This is a genomic window from Aromatoleum toluclasticum ATCC 700605 (assembly GCF_000378245.1).
Classification (GTDB): Bacteria; Pseudomonadota; Gammaproteobacteria; order Burkholderiales; family Rhodocyclaceae; genus Aromatoleum; species Aromatoleum toluclasticum.
Map to the genome: position 1 here is coordinate 16,316 of NZ_KB899506.1, position 21,975 is coordinate 38,290.

General features: G+C 65.5%; 16 protein-coding genes. 3 read left to right on the plus strand and 13 right to left on the minus strand.

Annotation, left to right across the window (positions count from 1 at the left end):
- Positions 1-86: 86 nt before the first annotated feature.
- A complete protein-coding gene (gene fabF / locus F464_RS0121575; protein ID WP_088179129.1) occupies positions 87-1,400 on the minus strand; it encodes a beta-ketoacyl-ACP synthase II in 1,314 nt (437 codons plus the stop codon).
- Positions 1,401-1,550: 150 nt separating this feature from the next.
- On the opposite strand from fabF, the gene F464_RS0121580 reads away from it, so the two are divergent.
- A complete protein-coding gene (locus F464_RS0121580) occupies positions 1,551-2,462 on the plus strand; it encodes a LysR family transcriptional regulator (protein WP_018991938.1) in 912 nt (303 codons plus the stop codon).
- 146 nt (positions 2,463-2,608) lie between these two features.
- Here the strand turns inward: F464_RS0121580 and F464_RS0121585 are convergent, their stop codons facing one another.
- The 5 genes from F464_RS0121585 to F464_RS0121610 form a co-directional block, all read right to left on the minus strand.
- The gene (locus F464_RS0121585) at positions 2,609-3,898 is read right to left on the minus strand and encodes a TRAP transporter large permease (protein ID WP_018991939.1); all 1,290 of its coding nucleotides are present in this window, start codon (positions 3,896-3,898) and stop codon (positions 2,609-2,611) included.
- Complete coding sequence (locus tag F464_RS0121590) at positions 3,895-4,422, minus strand: TRAP transporter small permease (protein ID WP_018991940.1); 528 nt, start codon at positions 4,420-4,422, stop codon at positions 3,895-3,897. Before F464_RS0121590 ends, F464_RS0121585 begins: the two co-directional genes overlap by 4 nt.
- A gap of 79 nt (positions 4,423-4,501) precedes the next feature.
- Positions 4,502-5,524: a TRAP transporter substrate-binding protein DctP gene (gene dctP, locus F464_RS0121595; RefSeq protein ID WP_198292319.1), complete on the minus strand. Its 1,023-nt coding sequence runs from the start codon at positions 5,522-5,524 to the stop codon at positions 4,502-4,504.
- 575 nt (positions 5,525-6,099) lie between these two features.
- On the minus strand, positions 6,100-7,170 hold the full coding sequence (locus F464_RS0121605; RefSeq protein ID WP_018991943.1) for a dipeptidase: 1,071 nt from the start codon (positions 7,168-7,170) through the stop codon (positions 6,100-6,102).
- 418 nt (positions 7,171-7,588) lie between these two features.
- Positions 7,589-8,275, minus strand: a complete 687-nt coding sequence (locus tag F464_RS0121610) for an isochorismatase family protein (RefSeq protein ID WP_018991944.1) — start codon at positions 8,273-8,275, stop codon at positions 7,589-7,591.
- Positions 8,276-8,669: 394 nt separating this feature from the next.
- Between F464_RS0121610 and nhaC the strand changes: the two genes are divergently transcribed.
- Complete coding sequence (gene nhaC / locus F464_RS29255) at positions 8,670-10,178, plus strand: Na+/H+ antiporter NhaC (RefSeq protein ID WP_018991945.1); 1,509 nt, start codon at positions 8,670-8,672, stop codon at positions 10,176-10,178.
- 125 nt (positions 10,179-10,303) lie between these two features.
- Positions 10,304-11,365: a GlxA family transcriptional regulator gene (locus F464_RS0121620; RefSeq protein WP_018991946.1), complete on the plus strand. Its 1,062-nt coding sequence runs from the start codon at positions 10,304-10,306 to the stop codon at positions 11,363-11,365.
- 6 nt (positions 11,366-11,371) lie between these two features.
- Here F464_RS0121620 and F464_RS29260 read toward each other — a convergent pair whose 3' ends face one another.
- The 7 genes from F464_RS29260 to F464_RS0121655 all read right to left on the minus strand — a co-directional run bounded on the left by F464_RS29260 (position 11,372) and on the right by F464_RS0121655 (position 21,973).
- On the minus strand, positions 11,372-13,759 hold the full coding sequence (locus tag F464_RS29260) for a hybrid sensor histidine kinase/response regulator (RefSeq protein ID WP_018991947.1): 2,388 nt from the start codon (positions 13,757-13,759) through the stop codon (positions 11,372-11,374).
- Complete coding sequence (locus tag F464_RS29265; RefSeq protein ID WP_018991948.1) at positions 13,743-14,528, minus strand: substrate-binding periplasmic protein; 786 nt, start codon at positions 14,526-14,528, stop codon at positions 13,743-13,745. The genes F464_RS29260 and F464_RS29265 overlap by 17 nt, the downstream gene beginning before the upstream one ends.
- Positions 14,525-15,250, minus strand: a complete 726-nt coding sequence (locus F464_RS0121635) for a response regulator transcription factor (protein ID WP_026296212.1) — start codon at positions 15,248-15,250, stop codon at positions 14,525-14,527. Before F464_RS0121635 ends, F464_RS29265 begins: the two co-directional genes overlap by 4 nt.
- Positions 15,251-15,772: 522 nt before the next feature.
- Entirely contained in the window at positions 15,773-17,653 is a 1,881-nt protein-coding gene (locus tag F464_RS0121640; protein ID WP_051092337.1) for a putative bifunctional diguanylate cyclase/phosphodiesterase, read from the minus strand.
- Between the two features lie 171 nt (positions 17,654-17,824).
- The gene (locus tag F464_RS0121645) at positions 17,825-19,153 is read right to left on the minus strand and encodes an MFS transporter (protein WP_026296213.1); all 1,329 of its coding nucleotides are present in this window, start codon (positions 19,151-19,153) and stop codon (positions 17,825-17,827) included.
- Positions 19,154-19,456: 303 nt separating this feature from the next.
- On the minus strand, positions 19,457-20,701 hold the full coding sequence (locus F464_RS0121650) for a M24 family metallopeptidase (RefSeq protein WP_051092339.1): 1,245 nt from the start codon (positions 20,699-20,701) through the stop codon (positions 19,457-19,459).
- Positions 20,702-20,884: 183 nt separating this feature from the next.
- Positions 20,885-21,973: an ABC transporter ATP-binding protein gene (locus F464_RS0121655; RefSeq protein WP_018991953.1), complete on the minus strand. Its 1,089-nt coding sequence runs from the start codon at positions 21,971-21,973 to the stop codon at positions 20,885-20,887.
- Positions 21,974-21,975 lie beyond the last annotated feature (2 nt).

Sequence of the window (21,975 nt, forward strand, 5' to 3'; positions counted from 1 at the left end):
GTGGGCGTGTGGGCCGGCACGCCCTCCGGTGCAGGATCTGCGGTCGGGCCGGTGCGCTCGCGCCCCGGCCCTTCGCTCACAAGCGCTCAGTTCGTGACGGCACCGACGACCAGCGCGGCGTTGGTGCCACCGAAGCCGAAGGAATTCGACAGTGCGACACGCACGGAGCGCTTCCGGGCCGAACCGGGCACGAGATCGAAGCGCTCGAAGCCTTCCGGCGGCGCACCGAGGTTGAGCGTCGGAGGAACCACCTGGTCCCGCAAGGCGAGCATGCACAGGATCGCCTCGACCGCGCCGGCGGCGCCGAGCAGGTGTCCCATCGCCGACTTGGTGGACGACACCGACAGCCCGCCTTCGCCCGCACGCTCCGCGTGCGCCCCGAAGACTTCACGCAGGGCACGCAGCTCGACGAGGTCCCCAAGCGGAGTGGAGGTCGCGTGCGCATTCACGTAGTCGACCTCCTCCGGGGCGACCCCCGCCCATGCCAACGCTGCACGCATCGCCCGCACGGCGCCACCGCCGTCCTCGGGCGGCGCGGCGACGTGGTAACCGTCACCCGACAGCCCGTAGCCCAACACCTCGGCATGGATGTGCGCGCCGCGCGCACGGGCGTGCTCGTAGTCTTCGAGGACGACGATACCGGCACCCTCGCCGATCACGAAACCGTCGCGCCCGGCATCCCAGGGACGCGAAGCAGCCTTGGGATCATCATTGAAGCCGGTCGACAGCGCGCGTGCCGCGGCGAAGCCCGCAATGCCCAGGCGTGACACCGCCCCCTCGGTGCCGCCGGCGACCATCACGTCGGCGTCGCCCAGCATCACCATGCGCGCCGCGTCGCCTATCGCATGGGCGCCGCTCGCGCAGGCGGTCGCGACACCGTGCGTGGGCCCCTGAAGGCCGTGGCGGATCGCAACCTGACCGGCCGCCAGATTCACGAGTGCGGAGGGGATGAAGAAAGGCGAGATGCGCCGTGCGCCCTGCCGTTCGAGCGTCACCGCACCCTCGGCCAGGGCAGGCAAGCCGCCTATGCCCGAGCCGATCAGCACGCCGGTCCGCTCACGCGATTCACGCGTCGCGGGATGCCAGCCGGCGTCCTGCAACGCCTGTTCGGCGGCACACAGCGCATACATCGCGAAGCGGTCCATTTTGCGCTGGTCCTTCGCCGGCACCCATTCGCCCGCGTCGAAACCGCCCTCGGCCCGGGATCCCGCCGGCAGCAGGCCTGCGATGCGCGACGGCAGGTCGGCAACCTCGAAGCGATCGATAGCGCGAATGCCCGATTCGCCAGCAAGGAGCCGACCCCACGTGTGCTCGACGCCGACGCCGAGCGGCGTCGCCAGCCCCCAGCCAGTCACCACTACGCGCCGCAGACCGTTCCGTCCTGCTCTCTGTCCCGCCATCTCGTCCCCTTTTCGTCTTCGTCGCGGCCAATAGCCCGACAGTGAGTCCAGCGTGAATCCTAGTCGACACTATTGCGAAGATTATTTACAGTTCTAGTTTAATTATTGCTGAAAATGATTATTATCCCGTTCAACCATCGTGAGGCATCCATGCGTTTCGAAATCCGCCACATGCGCGCCTTCATTGCCGTCGCAGAAGAACTGCAGTTCCGCCCGGCCGCCGAGCGGCTTCACATGACGCAGTCGGCGCTCACGCGCACCATCCAGCATCTGGAGGAAGCCGTCGGGGCGGAGTTGCTGTCACGCACGACGCGCGTGGTGCATCTCACCGACGCCGGCCGCACCTTCCTGTACGAGTGCCGTCTCGCGCTCGGGCACATCGAAAAGGCCTCGCTCCTCGCGCAGGCCGCCGCCGACGGCAAGGTCGGCTACCTGCGCATCGCGTACATGGACTTCGCGATAAACGGCAAGCTGCCCATGATCATCGAGCGGTTCCTGCAGACCCATCCCGGCATCAAGGTCGAGCTCTTCCACTTTCCGAGCTCCAAGCAGAAGGAGGCCCTGCTCGAATCTCGGATCGATGTCGGCTTCCTGATCGGCCCCTTCGAATCCCCGTCGGTGCGCCAGTTCATGATCGAGCGCGAGGACCTCGTGGTGCTGTTGCCGGCCGCCCATCCGCTCGCGGCCAAGCCTTCGATCTCCATCCGCGACCTCGCCAACGAGAAATTCATCCTCGGTTCCAAGGACTCGTGGGAAGCGTTCCGGACCCATTTCTTCGCGCTGTGCCACGCGGCCAACTTTTCCCCCCTCGTCGCGCAAGAGGCATCCACGAGCGACGGCATCTTCGGACTGGTCGCCGCGAACATCGGCGTGGCACTGTACGCGCGCTGCGCGGAGAACATCCAGCGCAAGGGCCTCGTGATCCGCCCGCTCGCGGGTCGGCAGAAGCCCCTGGAAACCATGGTGTGCTGGCGCAAGGACATTCCAACCCCCACCGTCGAGCGCTTCGCCGAGTTCCTGCACGACAACGCGGACGAATTCGGCATCGCGCAGGAGGCATGAGGATAGCGGGGGGCGCGGACCTCACTATTGCAGTTTGCGACGCCATTGTTGCCCTTGTTCGCAACAGTCTCATTCATCATGCGGCAATAAAGGCGCCCCGCCGCCCGGGGGGGGCAGCGGGTTGCAAGCAGAGAACGATGCGCCGGTCAGAAGAAGTGCTCGGGCACGAAGGTCACGATTTGCGGGAAGGCCGTGAACAGCGCGATCACGCTGAGCATGATCAGCCAGTACGGCACGGTGGCCCACGACGCCTCGCCGAGGCTCACCTTGCGCCTGGAGATCGTCACGAGCACGAAGAGGTTGAGCCCCACCGGCGGCGTGATCATGCCGACCTCCATCAGGATCGTGACGATGATGCCGAACCAGACCGGATCGAACTGCATCGACATCATCAGCGGGAAGGCGATCGGCAGCGTCATCAGCAGTAGCGAGATGCCGTCGAAGAAGCAGCCCAGCACCAGATACACGAGCACGATCGCGAACAGCACCTCGTAGCGGCTCAGACCCATCTTCGCGACCCAGTCGACGAGCTCCTTGGGCAGGCCAAGGACGCTGATCGCCTGCGCGAGGATCAGCGTGCCGAGCAGAACCATCGCGATCGTGCCGAACATCAGCACCGAGGTCTTGAACGACTGCCACAGCTTCGGCAACGTCAGGTCACCCCACACGAAGCCCAGCACCGTCGCCGCGACCACGCCCAGTGCGGCGGCCTCGGTGGTCGTCGCGAGCCCCATGTAGATCGTGCCGAGCACGAAGAAGATCAGGATGGGCAGCGGCCAGATAGCGCGCAGGCCGGTGAAGATCTCGCCCCAGCTCGGCCGCTCGTCTTCCTTCGGCACCAGATCCTTGCGGAAGTAGCACAGGCCCGCGATGTAAGCCGAGAACAGGCCGGCGATGAGCAGGCCCGGCACGATGCCGGCGAGGAATAGCTTGCCGATCGACACGTCCTGCGTCGCGCCGTAGATCAGCAGCGACAGACTGGGCGGGATCAGCAGGCCCAGCGTGCCGCCGGCCGCGAGCGAGGCGATGACGGTCGCCGGGTCGTAGCCGCGCTTGACCAGCTCGGGATAACCGACCGAGCCGATCGCCGCTGCGGTCGACGAGCTCGACCCGCTGACCGCGCCGAACACCGTGCATACCGCGATGTTGGTGTGCAGCAGCTTGCCCGAGCAGCGGTGGAACAGCGGCGTGAGGCCGTTGTAGATGCGCCCGGAGATGCCGCTCGCCATCAGGATGTCACCGAGGAAGATGAACAGCGGCACGGCGCTCAGCGTGAAGTCGGTGAAGGTGTTCCACACCGCCTGCACCGCGAGCGAGCTCGCGTCGCCCACCTGGAACTGCAGCAGGATCAGGCCGGTGAGCCCGAGCGCGGCGCCCAGCACCGCCCCGGTGACCATCAGCACGAGCATGCTGGTCGAAAGGATGCCCCAGGTCATAGCACTTCCTCCTCGCCCGCGAGGGAGAACAGCGACGGCCGGCCGGCGAGCTGGCGCAGGCTGTCGAAGAGCTGGCCGAGGCTGACGAGCACCATCACCACGGTGCACAGCGGCAGCATCGCCATCCACGGCCACAGCAGCATCGAGCCGATGTCCGAACGCGCGTCGAGCAGGCGCGAGTAGTCGGCGAAATCGTAGGAGAGCGCGAGGAACCACGCACAGAAGGTAGTGAGGATCACGGTGGCGCCTATGTCGACGAAGTGGCGCAGCGGCCCCTGCAGGCCGCGCGTGACGATGTCGAGGATGATGTGACGGCGCATCACGAGGCCCAGCGGCATCGCGAGGAAGGCCATCGTGGCGAACAGCAGGCCGATGAATTCATCGGAAAAGGCGAAGGGTGCGCCGACGAAGTAGCGCATCACGACGCCCAGGAACACGAACAGGCTCATCAGCACGGCGGCCACGGCCGCGAGCCGGTTCATGCCGAGCGCGAGCCATTCCAGGCAGCGGATCAGGACTTGCATCTTGGACTCCAGCGAGAGGTACGGAAACGATCGGGGCGGCCGCTGCCGCAAGCTTGGCCGGCCGCCCAGGCGACACCGCTCAGGGTGTCAGCTTTGCAATCGCCTCCTTCATTCGCTGGTAGTACTCGGTGCCCTTGGGGCCCGCCGATTTCGCCATGTCCGCCCAGGCCTTGTCGGATGCGGCCGCGAAAGCACTCACGTCACCCTCGGGGAAGGGCTGCAGCATGGTGATGCCGAGCGCCTTGCGTTCCTCGATGGCGGCGCTCTCGCGCTGCGGACTGACGGCTGCCTCGCGCGTCTTGGCCCACATCGCCTCGCCCGCTTCGGCAAGCACCGCCTGCAGATCCTTGGGCAGGCGCGACCACGCCTTGTCGCTCACGCCGAACATCCACGGCACGGCGGCCCACGGGTGCAGGTAAGCCTCGTACTTCGCGACTTCCTGCAGCGATACCGTCTTGGCCACCGTCGACAGGTAGTAGGCGCAGTCGACCACGCCGGTCTGCAGGGCCATGTACATGCTGTTCTGCGGAATGACCTGCGCCGCCACGTCCAGCCCCTGGAAAGTGCTCACCAGGTGGCTGCCCCACACGCGCAGCTTCTTCCCTTTAAGCTGGGACAGGTTGTTGATCGGCTCCTTGCAGTGCACGCCGACGTTGAACACCGGGCTCACGACACCGCCAACGGTATGGATGTGCCACTTCGAGTAGCCCTCCTCGTAGATCGCGCGCATTGTCGGCAGCAGCTGGAGATGCTGCTGGGGCGTGCGGATGGCGCCCTGCACATACACAACGCCCAGCTCGGGGGCGTCGCGCGTGAAGTACTCTCCATACAGCATCGCCATGTCCACCGCCCCGGCCTGCATGATGCGCAGCAGATCCGTGTCCTTCAGGCCCAGCGATCCTGCGTGGAACACGTTGATCTTCAGGCGACCGTTCGAGCGCGCCGCCACGTCGTCGGCGAACTGCTGCAGATATTTCGCCTCAGGGCGGGATTCGACGATCTGGCTGTGCATCTTCAATTCGATCGTATCGGCCGCCGCTGCGACACCTGCGACCGCCAGCATTGCTGCGGCAACGATCCTTTTCAACATCAAGATATTCACGGGCACTTCTCCTTTGGTATTCGAATAGCCACGAACGTCAGACCGCGTTTCATTGCACGACTCCCTGGCCGACCTCGTCACCGTTGATGCGGGCAATTCGCACGCAACATCCTTTGCACGATCCATCATTGAATTAAATGAATTGGCAATCAGGTTCTAGCAATTACGATGCCAGATTAGAACGAGAAGCAAATGACCCATATCCGGCACATTGCCACTGAATCGGCAGCTTTTTTCGGTTCTTATTATTGTTTCGTAGCCATCGTCTTTGTCTCCTGCACCAGGCGAGTGCAGATCATGGTTATTGTGATTCCTTTTGGGGCGTTGCTTTATTAGTCGTTTATTTGATTTTCTCCATTCCGGGTTATTGACAGATCGCACATTCTGTCCGCGCAATGCACCTTTTGAATTTCCCCGAGTTTCCTCCCTGCGGACATCCTGGAATGCGTGGCATCGCGAGATACGGACGATCGACGTCTGTTGAATCCGCGAGTAGCTGAAAAATGGTGGCATTTCGCGGCAACCTGATGCCGCGCCGGGTTATGCCAAACTGGAAAACCGCACCGCGAGCGTGCTTATTCGCCCCACACGTCTTTCAGCAAGCGCAGCCAGTTTTCGCCCATGATCCGCCGCGTCTGCGTCGGAGTGAATCCGCCTTTCAGCAAAGCGGCGGTCAGATTGGGATATTCGGCGACGGTACGAATTCCGCGAGGATTGACGATTTCGCCGAAATTGGTCAGGCGGCGCGCATAGCCCTTGTCATGAACGAGGCGCGCAAAAAACGCCGCGTCGTGGCCTTGCGTGAAATCCGTGCCGATGCCGACATTCTCTTCGCCCACGAGATCGAATACGTAGCGAATGGCTTCGACATAGTCATCGACCGTGGAGTTCACGCCGTTTTTCAGGAATGGCGTAAACATCGTCACGCCGACGAAGCCGCCATGGTCCGCGATGAATTTCAATTCGGAGTCCGATTTGTTTCGCGGATGATCCTTGAGGCCGCTCGGCAGGCAATGCGAATAGCAAACCGGCTTGCGCGATTCGGCTATTGCTTCGCGCGCGGTATTCGGGCCGACATGCGACAGATCGCAAAGAATTCCCACTCGGTTCATTTCGACGAGGATCTCGCGCCCGAATCCCGACAAGCCGCCATCCCGTTCGTAGCAGCCGGTCCCGACGAGGTTCTGCGTGTTGTAGCACAGCTGCACGACCCCGACGCCGAGGTCCTTGAATATCTGCACGTATCCCAGGCGGTCCTCGAAGGCCGTCGCGTTCTGGAACCCGAGGATGACGCCCGTCCGGCCTTCACGCTTGGCCCGCTCGATATCCGCGGTCGTGCGCACCTTCAGCAGGCAGTCGGCGTTCGCTTCGATCAGCGCGTTCATCTGCGCGATCTGGTCCACGGTGTCACCAAACCCTTCCCAGATCGACACCGTGCAGTTTGCCGCAGAGAGGCCGCCTCGCCGCATGTCCTCGAAGAGATCGCGATCCCACTTCGCGACAATCAGACCGTCAATCACGACGGCGTCGCGGTGCAGCTGCGCGGCCACGTCGCCCGGGTCCGCAAGCGGCTGATGGCCGGTCAGGCCGCCTTCGCCGGGAGACAGGGAATCGAGGAAAGAGGTGGAACCGTTCGTCGCGGACATGCTTCCGATCTCCCGTTCGTGCCCTCGCGCCTCAGGACGGCGATGGCGGCGTGAATGAACCCTGTACGCTCAGGCTGAAGGGATATCGCAGCCGAGCTGCTTGCCAGCATGGGCGAGATATTGTCTGTGCAGACCGTCCGTCCGACGCTCCCTCTCACCCGAATCCTAGTCGAAGCCATTTCCGGATCTATTTACAGTTCGGTCATGATTATTGCGATCCGTGCGAACTATCCGAACACCATTGGGACATTTGCATACGCAGCACCGTCCTGCCCGTCCATCACCGGAAAAATGCACGACCTGAGGTAGGTCACAAGGAGGGAGAACACTGCGCACGGCCACGAGAACGCCGCACGGGCGAGTTCGGGGCACACGGGCCGGCGACGGGGGGACGGCCACCCCCCCGCCGCGTGCCCGATCAGCCCTTCATCGAGTACAGGTAATCGACGCAGCGATCGACCGACTCGACGTCGGCGAACTTGGCATCGATGTCGAACAGGTTCCACTCGACCGCGCCGGGTACGCGGTCGCCGATGCACTCGCGCACGGCGATGGTGCGGAAGCCTTCGGCCAGGCCGTCGCACAGCGTCGTGCGCACGCAGGCCGACGCGGTCACGCCGGTCACGAGGATGGTGTCGACACCCGCCGCGCGCAGGAAGCCCGCGAGGTAGGTGCCATGGAAGGAGCTCGCGCGCTTCTTGATCAGCACCTGCTCACCGGCGATCGGCGCGATGCGCGAGTCGATTGCCCAGATGTTCTCGTCTTCCTGATTGACGACATCGACCGGGATCTTGTTGTGCCACAGACCCATGTCGGTGTGCGGATTCTTGCGGTCCGTGACCTGGTAGCAGGTCGTCACGTGGATCACCGGATGGTTGTTCTCGCGGCAGGCTTTCAGCAGGCGCTGCACGCCGGGGATGATCTCGTCGTCGATCTTCTCGCAGGTGAAGGGGTTGCCGGGACGGGTCCAGGCGTTGGCGAGGTCGACGTTGATCAGCGCCGGCCTCTTGCCGAAGCCCACGCGGCGCTGGAAGCCGCGGTCCTGGTACAGCTTGGTGGCTTCGGCGAAGGCTTGCTTGAGCATGTCGTTGAGTTGGCTTTCCATGTGTCGTCTCCAGACAGTGTGGGTTTCGGGGTTGCGACAAAGGCGTCTTTGTCTGGAGGAATACTAGCCAATACTATTGATCTGAATATTTACAATTATCATTCGATTATTGCCGTTTGTGCACATAAAGCGATAGACGCGGCTTCGTATGCCCCTACCCGGCACGGGACGAGCATCGGGCGTCGCGGCGAGTCAGCGCGGCGCAGCACCGACCGGATTGCAGGGCGCAATGGCGCGGAATGTAAAGGCGCACATGACAAGCCATCACAAATCTGCACAAACGCTCGAAACCCCGTTTACAACTGCTTGCTAGCCTCCGAATCGGCAGCGAAGAAATCCTGCTGTCCTCGACGGTCCCGGACGATCGTCGGGTCATATATTCGGAGACAAAACAATGAGTGATCTGCGCACCGAGAGGCCCTCGCTCGGCCTCGCCCTGCTGCCCATCGTCCTCACGCTCGGCGTGCTGGGCGTGCAACTCTTCTACTACAAGGACTTCACCCCCCACGTACCGCTGGCGATCGGTCTTGCGATCACCACGGCGATTGGCTGGCTGCAGGGCCATCGCTGGCAGCAGATGGAACAGGGGGTGCTGCGCATCGTCAGCATCGGGCTGCAGTCGATTGCGATCCTGATCGTCGTCGGCATGATCATCGGTACGTGGATCGCGAGCGGCACGGTGCCCTATATCATCCACGCGGGACTCAACCTCCTGACCCCGCAGTGGTTCCTTGCCGCGGGGATGCTGCTGTGTTCCCTGGTGTCGGTGTCCCTGGGGACGTCCTGGGGCACGACCGGCACGGTGGGCCTCGCGCTGATGGGCATTGGCGCGGGTTTCGACATCCCGCCGTACTGGACTGCCGGCGCCGTGGTATCGGGCGCGTTCTTCGGCGACAAGGTATCGCCGCTATCGGACACGACGAACCTCGCTCCCGCGGTAGCCGGCGTGGGCCTGTTCGATCACATCCGCAACATGATGCCCACGACGATCCCGTCGATGCTGATCGCGTTCGCAATCTACCTCGTTGCGGGCTTCAGCCTGATCGGCGGCCAGGCAGTCGACTTTAGCAAGGTCGAGATGATCACGACCGGCATCGAGAAGCACTTCACGCTGTCGTGGACGGTCCTGCTGCCTGCCGCCCTCGTGCTGTTCCTCGCGCTTCGCAAGATGCCCGCGATCCCGTCCTTGTTCGCCGGCGCCATCGCCGGAGCGCTGGTCGCCATGGTGGTACAGGGTGCCAGCCTGCACGACGTGTTCGCCTACATGCAAAACGGCTACAAGCTCGAGTCCGGGGTGAAGGACATCGACAGCCTGCTCAACCGCGGCGGCATCCAGTCGATGACCTGGGTCATCACGCTGGTCATGATCGCGCTGGGTTTCGGCGGCGCGCTCGAACACACGCGCTGCCTCGAAGTGATCGTCGACGCGATGCTCAAGCGTACGCGCCGCTTCGGCTCGATGCACGCTGCGGCTACGGGCACCGCGATCGCGACGAACCTGGTTGCGGGCGACCCCTACCTCTCGATCGCCCTGCCCGGCCGCATGTACGCCCCTGCGTATCGCGGCAAGGGTTATTCGACGCTGAACCTGTCACGCGCGCTTGAAGAGGGTGGCACCCTCGTGTCCCCGCTGGTGCCCTGGAACGCCGGCGGCGCCATCGTCATCACCGCGCTCGGACTGGGCGTGGCCGAAGGCAATTTCCAGAACCTGCTGTATATTCCTCTGTCGTTCGCATGCTGGATGTCGCCGGTGATCGGCATCTTCTACGCCTACATGGGCTGGTTCTCGCCACGCGCCAGCGCGGCGGAAAAAGCGCGGTGGCATGCTAACGGCGAAGCGATCCAGACCTTCGACCACGATGAACCGCTGGGCGGCCTGAAGCCGAGTCCGGCGGCGGCCTGACGGCAATCCGGCAAGGCGGCGCCCCGGTGCGCCGCAAGCCCCGGGCACGGCCCCTCTTCGAGGGGGTCGTGCCTTTATAATTTGATCTTTCCTGCAGACACGAGCGTCGACACGACGGGACCGGCATGGCTGACAAACCGCTCCAGCACCAGCGCAAGTTCGACAGTCGCCTGCGTCACAGCAATCAGGCCCACCTGCCCGGACAACACGCCGAAGGCGTCCCCACGACGATCTGCAGGCGCATCGGTTTCCTGTTGCTCGAACATTTCTCGATGATGGCGTTTACCGGCGCCGTCGACGCCATCGTCACCGCCAACCTCGTCAGCGGCAAGCCGCTATACAGCTTCGAGACGTACAGCCTCGAAGGATCGACGGTTCGCAGCGACCTCGCGATCAATATCTCGGTCGATGGCGACTTGCCATCCATCCCCGTGAAGACACTCGACGTCCTGATCGTGTGCGGCGGTTACCGCTCGAAGCTCGAGCCCGCGCGTCCGACCGTCGAAAAACTCCGCGAGGCTGCACGGCATCGCATCATGCTGGGCGGCCTGTGGAACGGCAGCTACCTGCTCGCGCACGCGGGGCTCCTCGACGGCTACGCCTGCACGGTGCACCCCGACAGTCGCGCCGGGCTGGAGGAAGTGTGTCCGCAGGTCAAGCTCCTTGCGCATCCTTTTGTCATCGATCGCGACCGCATTTCATCTGCCGGCGCCAACAGCGCCCTGAGCATGATGCTGGCCGTGATCCGCAACCATCACGGCGAGGAGGTGGTGCGCGGCGTGGAGGAGATCCTCTCCTGCGACCGCACCCTCGATGACCTGCCCGACCTTCCGATGACGGCGCTGGCGGACGATCCCACGCTGCCCGCGGCGCTCCGCACGGTCCTGCAGCTGATGAAGAACAACATCGAGGAACCCCTCAGCATCGACGACCTGGCGCAGCACGCCCAGGTGTCGCGCCGCCAGATCGACAGGATGTTCCAGCACTACATGAATGCCACGCCGGCGCGCTATTACCTCGAGACCCGCATCACGCGCGCCCGGCGCCTCCTGCAGCAGACGAACGAGCCGATCACCAGCATCGCGATCGCCTGCGGCTTCAGCGGCGCGCCGCACTTCAGCCGTTGCTACCGGGAATTTTTCGGCGTCTCCCCGTCGCAGGTCGGCGCGCGGCGGCGTCGCCCCTGACGGGATCTATGCTGCCCGGCCCTGCATCTCGTCCCGGCCGGACGCAGCAGGGGCGGGCTCGTCGGGTTGCAGGCAATCCCCGGCCTCATCAAGCTCACGCGCCAGAATGATTCCGAGCCCGTCGTGCGTGCTGCGGCAACCGGCGACGTCATCTGCGCCGGCCTTCCCCTCCAACGCGCGCAAGCGCTCGCTGCTGTCCCGCAGGCCCAGCATTTCGCATGCGCCGGCGAGTTTGTGCGCCAGTTCCTGCACTTCGAACAGATCCCCCTGCTCGAGCGCCTCGGTGAATTGCGGCAGGGTGGCGTTAGCCTGCTCGCGCAGCAGCGCCACCAGGCTCCGGACACGGGCGCAGCCGAACACCCGCGCATGGGCCACCAGCAAGCGCCTGTCCACCGTCACAGAGCGCTCAGCCTCGTTCTCGCGCATCGGGGCCGGGATGAATGGCTCCTTTAGCCCGAGCACTTCGGCGAGGGTCTGCAGCAGATGTTCGATCCGGACGGGCTTGGCCACGACGGCGTCCATGCCGTGACCGAGGCAGTGCCGGATGTCTTCGGGGCTCACGCTGGCGGTCAGCGCAATGATCGGCGTGGCCCCGTTCAGGTTGCCGGGGTCGCTTCGGATCTCCCGGCTCACTTCGCTTCCGCTCATGATCGGCAGGTGCATGTCCATGAGGATCGCGTCGAACCCCTGCTGCCTGCAGATATCGAGCGCCTGCCGGCCGTCCACGGCCGTGCACACCAGATGCCCGGCATGTTCGAGCAGGCCGCACAGGACCAGACGATTCACCTCGACATCCTCGACGAGGAGCAGGCTCAGGCTCGGCAGGTCTGCCGCGGCCACCGACCGCGTCACGGATGCCTCCGGCGGCAAGGCCCGTACCGGCACCTCGAGCCGGAAGCGACTCCCCTCTCCCGGCACGCTCGTCACGCCGATCGTTCCGCCCAGGCCTTCGACCAGCTTCCTGCATATCGCCAATCCGAGGCCGGATCCGCCGAAACGCCGCGTGATCGTGTCGTCGGCCTGGGTGAAGCGCTCGAAGATGCGCGCCTGCTGTGTTTCGTCGATGCCGATGCCGGTGTCGGAAACCTCGAAGCGTAGGCGGCTCGCGGCTCCCGCCTTGTCATCGGCGTCGACACGCAGCCTGACCTCGCCCTCGAGGGTAAATTTGATCGCATTCGACAGCAGGTTGCCGAGGATCTGCCGCAGGCTCCCCGCGCCGCCGATATACCGCCCCGCCAGCCCCGGCGCGATCTCGGCCGCCAGCGTCAGTCCCTTTGCACCGGCCGCGGCGGCCACGAGCAGGAGCTGGTTGTCGACCAGCTCCTGAAGGTCGAAGGCCTCCTCCTGCGGTATCTCCGCCCCTTCCTCGATGCGGGCGTAGTCAAGGACGTGATTGAGCGTCGCGAGCAGCAATTCCCCCGACCGCTGCAGGATATCGAGCTGGGTTCGGGACTTTTCCGGCATCTCGCTGTGACGCAGGAGCTGCAGCATTCCGAGCATGCCGTTCATCGGCGTGCGGATCTCGTGGCTCATCGTGGCGAGGAAGGCCGATTTCGCGCGGTTCGCCGCCTCGGCCGCATCCTTGGCCGCCTGCAGGCTGCGTGTGCGCTTCTCGACCATTTCCTTGAACTGGTCGCGGCTGTACAGCAGCCGTTCGTGAGCAAGCTGGCGCCGGCTGATGTCCTGGCGGATCGCCAGCTGCATGTCGTTGAGGGCCGCGACCACGGCGTCGAGCTCGTCGGGCACGGCCGCAGGCGGACGCGCCAGCTTCAGCGGCGCATCCAGGCGTCCTTCGCCGAGCAGCCGGGCGAAGCGCGCCATGCCCTCGAGGTGGCGCGTGACGAACCACTGGAACACCACGACCAGCGCCGCCGCGATCAGCAGGACGGTGAGCGTCTGGCTCAACAGGATGATGAGCCCGCTCCAGCCGAGCCGCGCGAACACCGCCCCGCGGTCGGTCTGCACGACCAGCCGCCCCAGGCTCCGGTCGCCTTCCGGCGCGGGATAGACGAGCTCGAAGCCGTGCTCGATCGGCACGATGACCTGTCGGCGGGCGGGGATCTGGAACGGTGTCAGGAAGCCGGCACCATCCAGCCGCAGGCCGCCGATGTCGGGAAAATCGGAGATCCCCTGCAACTGCAGGCGCAACTGCTCCTCGTCGAGATCCCACACGCTGCGTGCGAGGCTCGCGAGATAGCTGCTGCGGATCAGCTCGATCCGTTCCTCGATCGAACGCATCTCGCGCCGGTACTCGATCGCGACCTGCAGGGCGGTCGACAGCAGCGCGAAGCCCAGGCTGCAGGCCAGCACATAGATCGTCACGCGATGCGCGAGCGGATGCTCACGGCGGTAGCCGGGAAGGTGCCGCAGCCAGCGTTCAGCGGCGCGCAGCATGCGGCTCCGTTCCTTCGAGTTCCGCCAGGTAGGCGTCGGCGTGCGCGCGCTCCAGTCGCTGCAGGCTGCCGTCCGCATGCATTTCAGCGAGCCGCCGGTCGATGTGCGGAAGCAGCGGTTCGAGCGGCGAGCCCCGGCGCACGGCGACGTAGTAGTGCTCGGTGACCAGCGGCGCGGGCAGGCGCATGATCTCGTCGGCGTACCCCAGCCGCTGCCCCTGCAGACGCCACGTGCGGAGCCCGACGGGCATGAAGTCGATGCGCCCGAGCGCGAGCTTGCGCACGTTCTGCTCACTGCGCGACACCCGCTCGACCTTCAGGCGGGCCTCGGCGAAACGGTCGAAGCGCTCGCCGAAGCTGTCGCCCAGCAGCAAACCGACGGTCCTGCCCTCCAGGTCGCTCCAGCGCGAGAACGCGAATTGCCGGTCGCGCCGGACGAAGAGGACGATCGGGTCGGCGACGAGGTATTGCGTCGAGAACGCGAGCCGCCGCTCCCGCTCCGATGTGCGGTAGGCCGCGACGACGACGTCGATGCGCCCCTCCTGCGCTTCCAGCAGGCAGCGCTTCCAGTTGCCCAGCGGCTCGGTGCGCAGCTCGTGCCCCATCTCGCGGAAGATCTCGCTTACGACCTCGGGCGCGAGTCCGCGCAACTGGCCCTGCGTGACCCACGACACCGGCGGATAGGCGGGATGACCGCAGGCGCTGAACGTTGCCCCCTGCGCACCGGCGGCGAGCCCGCACAGGGCCAGCGCCACGCTCGCGCACCTCATGGGCGTTCGCGTGGAACCGGAGTGAAGCGGTATCCGGCCCCGTGCACGGTCAGGATGACTTTCGGGCTCGCCGGGTCGTCCTTCAGCTTGCGGCGCAGGCGGCCGACCAGCACGTCCACGGTACGGTCGCTCGGCACCCATTCGCGGTTGCGGATCTGGTCGAGCAGCTGGTCGCGGCTCATCGTCTGACCGGGATGACGGAGAAACGCCTTCAGAAGCTGGAACTCGCCTTCGGTGAGCTCGGCCTCGACGCCTGACGCATCGACTAGCTGGCGGCGGTCCGGGTGCAGCGTCCAGTCGCCGAACGCCACCTCCTTCCCGCGTGCGGAGCCGGCGGTCATCGACCCGGAGCGTTTCACGCGCCGGATGAGGTTCTTCGCCCGCGCAAGGATCTCCCGCGGGTTGAACGGCTTGGTCACGTACTCGTCCGCCCCGCACTCGAGGCCGACGATGCGTTCGATCTCGTCCTGCTTGCCCGACACGAGGATGATGCCGACTTCGCTATTCACGCGGAGCTCGCGCGTCAGGGTCAGCCCGTCCTTGCCCGGGAGCCGGATGTCGAGCAACACGAGGTCCATCTTCTCGGCTGCGACGATATCCCCGGCCATCTCCGCCGTCTCCGCGCAGAAGACGCGATAGTCCTCGGCCGCGAAGTATTCCGCGAGCAGGTTTCTCGTCACCGGGTCGTCATCGACGACCAACACCCTTGCTTCATCGGCCATGCCGCCACGCTCCTGCAACGTCCGTGATCGCACCGTTTTCCTTGTGCACGGGCGCGTGCGAGAACGTTCTCGCGTGTTGCGCCACGTGCGACGGAAATGGAAGCGGCGCCGAGCGCGGCCCGCTGCGACGCGCGCCGCACCGAGTCGGCGAGCGTCTGCGCCTTGCCTACGCCCGATCTTAGTCAGACCCTCCGCCTGTTACTTGTCGCCTCGCGCCATGCGCTTATCCACCTGCGACGCGTCTGGCTGTGTACTGTCCGATACGCCGGGCACTCGTTCGTCGCGTCCGGATCCAACTCGGGTTGGTGCGCAACCCTCAGACTTCACCGCCCACGCCCTGCCCGGCACCTACGGCCCGGTCAGCGGCATCACGCCTTATCTCAATTACGGCGCGGTCACGAAGGACAAGTCCGGCTACAGGGACTCGCAGCGCATCATCGCCGGCGCCCACTCCGGCGCGGTGAACGCACCGGCGGCCGGCCCGTCAGTCCGCGACCGGGAACGCGAGGCGGGCCATGCTCCTCAATGCGCCCACGAAAACCCGGCCGTCCACTCCGCATACTGCGCCACCGGCATCGGCCGACTGATGCAGTAGCCCTGCGCTGCCTCGCAGCCGAGCCGGGCGAGCTGGTCGGCGATCGCGTGGGTTTCGACCCCCTCGGCCACGACACGCAGGCCGAGGTTGTGCGCCATCTCGATCGTCGAGCGCACGATCACGGCGGAGTCCTCGTCGCTGGCCATGCTGCCGACGAAGGACTGGTCGATCTTGATCGAGTCGATCGGGAGCTTCTGCAGGTAGGCGAGCGAAGAGTAGCCGGTGCCGAAATCGTCGATGAAGAGCTCGACCCCGAGGTCCTTCAGCTGCGCAAGTCGGCTGCGTGCGCCGCCGGGGTCGTCCATCAGCGCGCCCTCCGTGATCTCGAAGGCGATCCAGTCGGGCTGGGCGCCCCACGTTGCGAGCGCGCCGCGGACGCGGTCGAGGAGTTGCGGATCGCGCAGGTCGTGCGGCGACAGGTTCACCGCCAGCGGCACCGCGAGTCCCGCCGAATGCCACGCGTAACTCTGGCGCAGCGCGGCGCCGAGCACCCAGTAGGTGAGCGGCGTGATGAGGCCGGCGCTTTCGGCCAGCGCGATGAAGCCGCCGGGGTCGATCATGCCCAGGCGCGGATGTTCCCAGCGCACCAAGGCCTCGACGCCGGACACCAGTCCGGAGCTGATCTCCACCTTGGGCTGGCAGAAGAGGCGCAGCTCCTCGCCCTCGATCGCGCGGCGCAGCTCGCCCATCAGCGCAAGCCGGCGCGTGCACTCGCTGTCCAGCCCGCCAGCGTAGAAGGCGTGGCGCTGCCCGGTCTGGCGTGCCTGGAAGTTCGCGACGGCGGCGCGGCGCAGCAGCGCCTCGGGGTCGTCGCCGTGGCCAGGGTAGAGCGTGATGCCGATGCTGGCGCGCGCATCGAGCAGCAGGCCCGAGAGCTCGACCGGCACCGCGAGGCTCGCAAGGATGCGTTGTGCGAGCCCGCGCGCGGCCTCCGAATCGCCGCGCGCGAGCACAATCACGAAGGCATCGTCGCCGACGCGCGCGAGGGTGCCGCCGGCATCGAAACTGCCGAGCCGCCGTGCGATTTCCTGCAACAGCAGGTCGCTCTCGCGGTAGCCGAGCGCCTCGGTGATCTCGCGAAAGCTGCCGATCTGCAGGTAGAGCACCGCGAGCGGCCGGTTCGCACCCTTGGCCTCGTCAAGCGCAGCGTGCAGGCGTTCGTCCAGCTGCACGCGGTTGGGCAGGCCCGTGAGGGAGTCGAACCAGGCCATGCGGTGTATCGTTTCCTCGGCAGCGCGGTGACGCGCGCGCATGCGCAGCGTCTCGATGCCGAACGCGAGGTCCTCGGCCGTCTCGCCGAGCAGCGCGAACTCGTCCGCGCCGAAGGCATCCGGCTCGGGCGCGGCGATGCTGATCGCGCCGATGACCACGCCCTCGACGCGCAGCGGCATCGACAGCAGCGAGCCGTAGCCGCGCGCAACGCTCGCCGCGCGCCACGGCGCCTCGCGCGGATCGGTCTGGATGTTCTGGATCACTGAGGGCTTGCCGGTGCGGATCGCGGTGCCCGTCGGCCCCTGGCCCAACAGCGTATCGGCCCACGTGACCTGGATCGACTCCAGGTAGCCCTCATTCACGCCGGCGCAGGCGATCGGCCGTACCGTCTTCGCCTCGTCATGCTCGGCACGCGTCACCCATGCGAGCCGATACCCACCCTCTTCCACCGCGATGCGGCAGAACTCGTGGAACAGCGCATCCTCGTCCTCGGCGCGCAGCAGCGCGCGATTGCTCGCGCTGAGCGTTCGCAGCGCGCGGTGCACGCGCTGCAGTTCGCTCGCGTCGCACGCAGCCACTCCAGCAGTCGCTGTCATCGAGGTCGCCTCCGCCAGGCCGCGCGTCTGCTGCGCAGCGCGCTGTTCTCCTGATATTAGACAGCGCGGGCGACAATTTCGCGCCGTCGGGCGCGAATGTCCTCGTGACCCGACCGGCGCGTTGCCGCCGGACTGCGACAAGCGCTTGTCCGCCAGCAACGCGATTCCCGCTCAGGTTCTCGCTTCGATGAAGTCGTCGCCCGAGTGCGCGCGGGTGGCGAGGATCGCGACCAGCGAAACCGCCGCGGCGACGACCAGGTACCAGGCCGGCGCGAAGGGATTGCCGGTGTTCTTGATCAGCCACGTGCAGATGAACGGGGCCGTGCCGCCGAAGAGCGTGTTCGCGAGGTTGAAGCTCAACGCGAAGCCGCTGTAGCGCACCGAGGTCGGGAAGGTCTCGGCGAGGAAGCACGCGAGCGTCCCGTCGTTCATCGCGAGCAGCAGTCCGAACATGATCTGGATCATCAACATCGTCTCGAAACTGGCGCCCGGCAAAGCCTGGAACAAGGTGACGCTCATCGCCATGAAACTCATCGCAGCGACGACCAGCATGGTCTTGCGCCCGAAGATGTCGGAGAGCTTGCCCATCAGGAAGATGAAGCCGATGTAGGCGACCAGGGCGATCGTCGCGGCCCTGAACGACGCCGCTTCGCTGAGGCCCTGTTCGGTACTGAGGTAGGTCGGCATATAGGACAGCAGCACGTAGAAACCGACCGCGTTGAGGCTTGAGACGCCGAGCGCGACGATCACCGTCCTGCGGTAGCGGGTGAGCAGTAGCCGGATCGGCGCAGCCTCCTTGTGGGCGTGTTTCGACTCCATCGCGCGGAATGCCGGCGTGTCTTCAAGGTTCGTGCGGATCCAGCGACCGATCAGGCCGAAGGGCGCTGCGAGCAGGAAGGGCAGGCGCCAGCCCCACGAGTGCATTTCCTCGGTCGTCAGCACCGTATACATCCACGCAACGAGCAGCGAGCCGAAGAGCAGCCCGACCGCCGTGCTGGCGGGGACCAGGCTGGTGTACAAACCACGGCTCTTCGGCGGTGCGTACTCGGCGATGAAGGCCGAAGCGCCGGCATATTCACCCGAAGCCGAAAACCCCTGCACCAGGCGGACGAGCAGCAGGAGCACCGGCGCCCAGATACCGACCATCTCGTAACTCGGCAGGAAGGCGATCAGGAAGGTCGAACCCGACATGATCAGGATGGACAGCGACAGCGCATCGCGACGGCCGATGCGGTCCCCGATGTGCCCCCAGATCACGCCACCGACGGGGCGGATGAAGAACGAGATCGCGAACACGGCGAAGGTCGACATCAGTGCCGTCGCGCGGTCCTCGCTCGGAAAGAACACCGCCGCGATGATGGTGGCGAGATAGCCATAGGCCGCGTAGTCGAACCATTCGACGAAGTTGCCGATGAAGCTTCCGGCAGCGGCGCGACGCACGAGACGCTTTTCGCTATCCACGGCGAACTCGCTCCTCAATACGGCTTGTTGTGTATTCATGTTGTCTCCACGAAACCTGGTGTGAATGCGTCCGACGCGCACGGCAAGCCACGGCAGGCCCGAAAGGTGCGGGCGCGCGGAACGGTAAATCCGGGTGAGCAGGCAGCGTCGGTCCGGCCGCGGTCGTGCGGCACGGAAGGCGGGTCGTCAGGGACCTCTTGGGAAGCGACGCGAAGGGGCCTCTAGGACGAGACCCTGCAGCTTTTTTTCATGAACGTGTCTCCGGTGTAATCGCCGCCCTCTTCCGGGGCAGTCATCGTTTTGGCGGCCTGCCGCGGGCGCGGCAGGCCGGATTCCGTCGGCTTAGCGGCGGATGATGTTGTGCTCCGGCCCGTACTTGAAGCCGGTGATGTTGTCGGCGCCATTCTCGGTCACGACGAGGATGTCGTGCTCGCGGTAGCCGCCCGCGCCGGGCATGCCTTGGGGCAGCATGATCATCGGCTCGATCGACACCACCATGTTCGGCTCCAGCACGGTCTCGATGTCCTCGCGGAATTCAAGGCCCGCCTCGCGCCCATAGTAGTGCGAGAGCACGCCGAAGGAGTGCCCGTAGCCGAAGGTGCGGTACTGCAGCAGGCCGTGCTCGGCGAAGATCTCGTTCAACTGCGCGGCAACGTCGCAGCAGCGCACGCCCGGCTTCACCAGCTTGAGGCCGGCTTCGTGCACTTTCACGTTCACTTCCCACAGCTTGAGCGAGGCGTCGTCACAATGATCGTAGAACATCGTGCGCTCGAGCGCCGTGTAGTAGCCCGAGATCATCGAGAAGCAGTTCAGCGACAGGATGTCGCCCTTCTGCACCTTGCGGGTCGTCACGGGGTTGTGCGCACCGTCGGTGTTGATGCCCGACTGGAACCAGGTCCAGGTGTCCATCAGCTCCGAATCGGGGAAGCGCTTGGCGATCTCGCGGATCATCGCCTGGGTCGAAGCCAGCGCCACCTCATGCTCGGGCACGCCCTCATGCACCGCCGCCGCGAGCGCCGCACCGCCGACGTCGCACACCTGCGCGCCGTGCTTGATCAGCGCGATCTCCTCGTCCGACTTGATCATGCGCATGCGCATGGTCGGCGCGCCGATGTCGGTCAGCGCGACCGCCGGCAACGCCGCCTTCAGCTTCTCCAGACGCTCGAACGGGATGTGGTCGTACTCGACGCCGACGCGGCCCTTGTTGGGGATCTCCTGCTGGATCGCGCGGAAGTAGTTGTCGCGGCGCCAGTCGGTGTAGACGATGTTGTAGTCGCCGACGGTGCGGCGCCACGGCTGGCCGCCATCGATGTTGGCGCTGATCGACACGACCTTCTCCTGCGTCACGACGAGGGCGTAGGGGCGGCCGAAGGAGCAGTACAGGAAGTCGCTGTAGTAGTTGATGTTGTGCATCGACGTGAACAGCACCGCGTCGATGTCGTTGGCCGCCATGTAGGCGCGCAGCTTCGCCTGGCGGTTGTGGAATTCCTGCTCGGAGAAGGTGTGCTTCACCTTCTCGCCGTTCTCGATGCGCAGCAGGTCCTTCATGTCCTTGATCGACTGAATGCCGGTAACCAGATTCGTCATGTCCATCCGCTCCTGTTTATTGTGGGGTGTTCGGGAAACCATCGCCGGACGCCTGGAAATTCGCGCATCGGCAACGTGAGTCCATGCTAAAGAAGGGGCGGGGCCACTAATTTCCGCACTTCGACGGGCGTTTGCGTGAAAACGACGACGGCGAAAATACGCACGGAACGCGGCCCGCCGGGGTCAGGCGTTGGCGCCGAAAAAGTGCGCGGCAGCCGCCGGCCAGGACGCCACGACCGAGTCGCCGGGCTGCATGCCGAGGCAGTCGTAGGTCCTTTCGGGCAGGATGACCTTGAGGTCGTCGTCAATTCCAGGCACCTCTAGGAACAGCGTGACCATGTTGCCGATGAACTTGTGGCTCAGGAAACGCGCGCGCACGTGGTTCTCGTGCCGGGGCTCGTCGGCGATCGCGATCTGGTCGGCATTGACGTAGAAATCCACCTGCGCGCCATGCGATGCCGCGAAGTTGCCGCGCGACACGCTCATTCCCCCGGTGGCCGTGTCCAGCCGCACCGCCTGCTCCCCGACGTCCGCAACCGTCCCGCGCAGGATCGTCACGTTGCCGATGAACTCGGCGACGAAGCGATTCGCGGGATGGCGGTAGATCGCCTGCGGCGAGCCGATCTGCTCCACCTTGCCGCGGCTCATGATCACGACGCGGTCGGCCATCGAGAAGGCTTCCGTCTGGCTGTGCGTCACATAGATGAAGGTGATGCCCAGCTCGCGCTGCAAGGAGCGCAGCAAGGCCTGCATGCGCACGCTGAGGTGGGCGTCGAGCGCGCTCAGCGGCTCGTCGAGCAGCAGCACCTTGGGCTCGGTGACGAGCGCACGCGCCAGCGCGACCCGCTGCCGCTGCCCCCCGGAGAGCTGCGTCACGTTGCGGCTCGCGAACTCGCCGAGTTCGAGCTTGTGCAGCCAGGCGAGCGAGCGCCGGTCGCGCTCGGCCTTCGCCACGCCGCGCATCTTCAGGCCGAAGCCGACGTTGTCGAGCACGCTCAAGAAGGGGAAGAGCGCGAGGCTCTGCCACACCAGCGGCAAGTCCCGCCCCCATGCCGGCAGACCCTTCTGCGAGCGCCCTTCAAGACGGATCTCGCCGGCGCTCGGTTCCTCCAGCCCCGCGAGCATGCGCAGCATGGTCGTCTTGCCGCAGCCGCTCGACCCCATGATGGCGACGAATTCACCCTGCCCGATGCTGAACGAGGTTTCGGTCACCGCCGTATAGTCGCCGAATCTCTTCGATACGCGATCGATCTCTACCAGTGCTTCAGTCATGA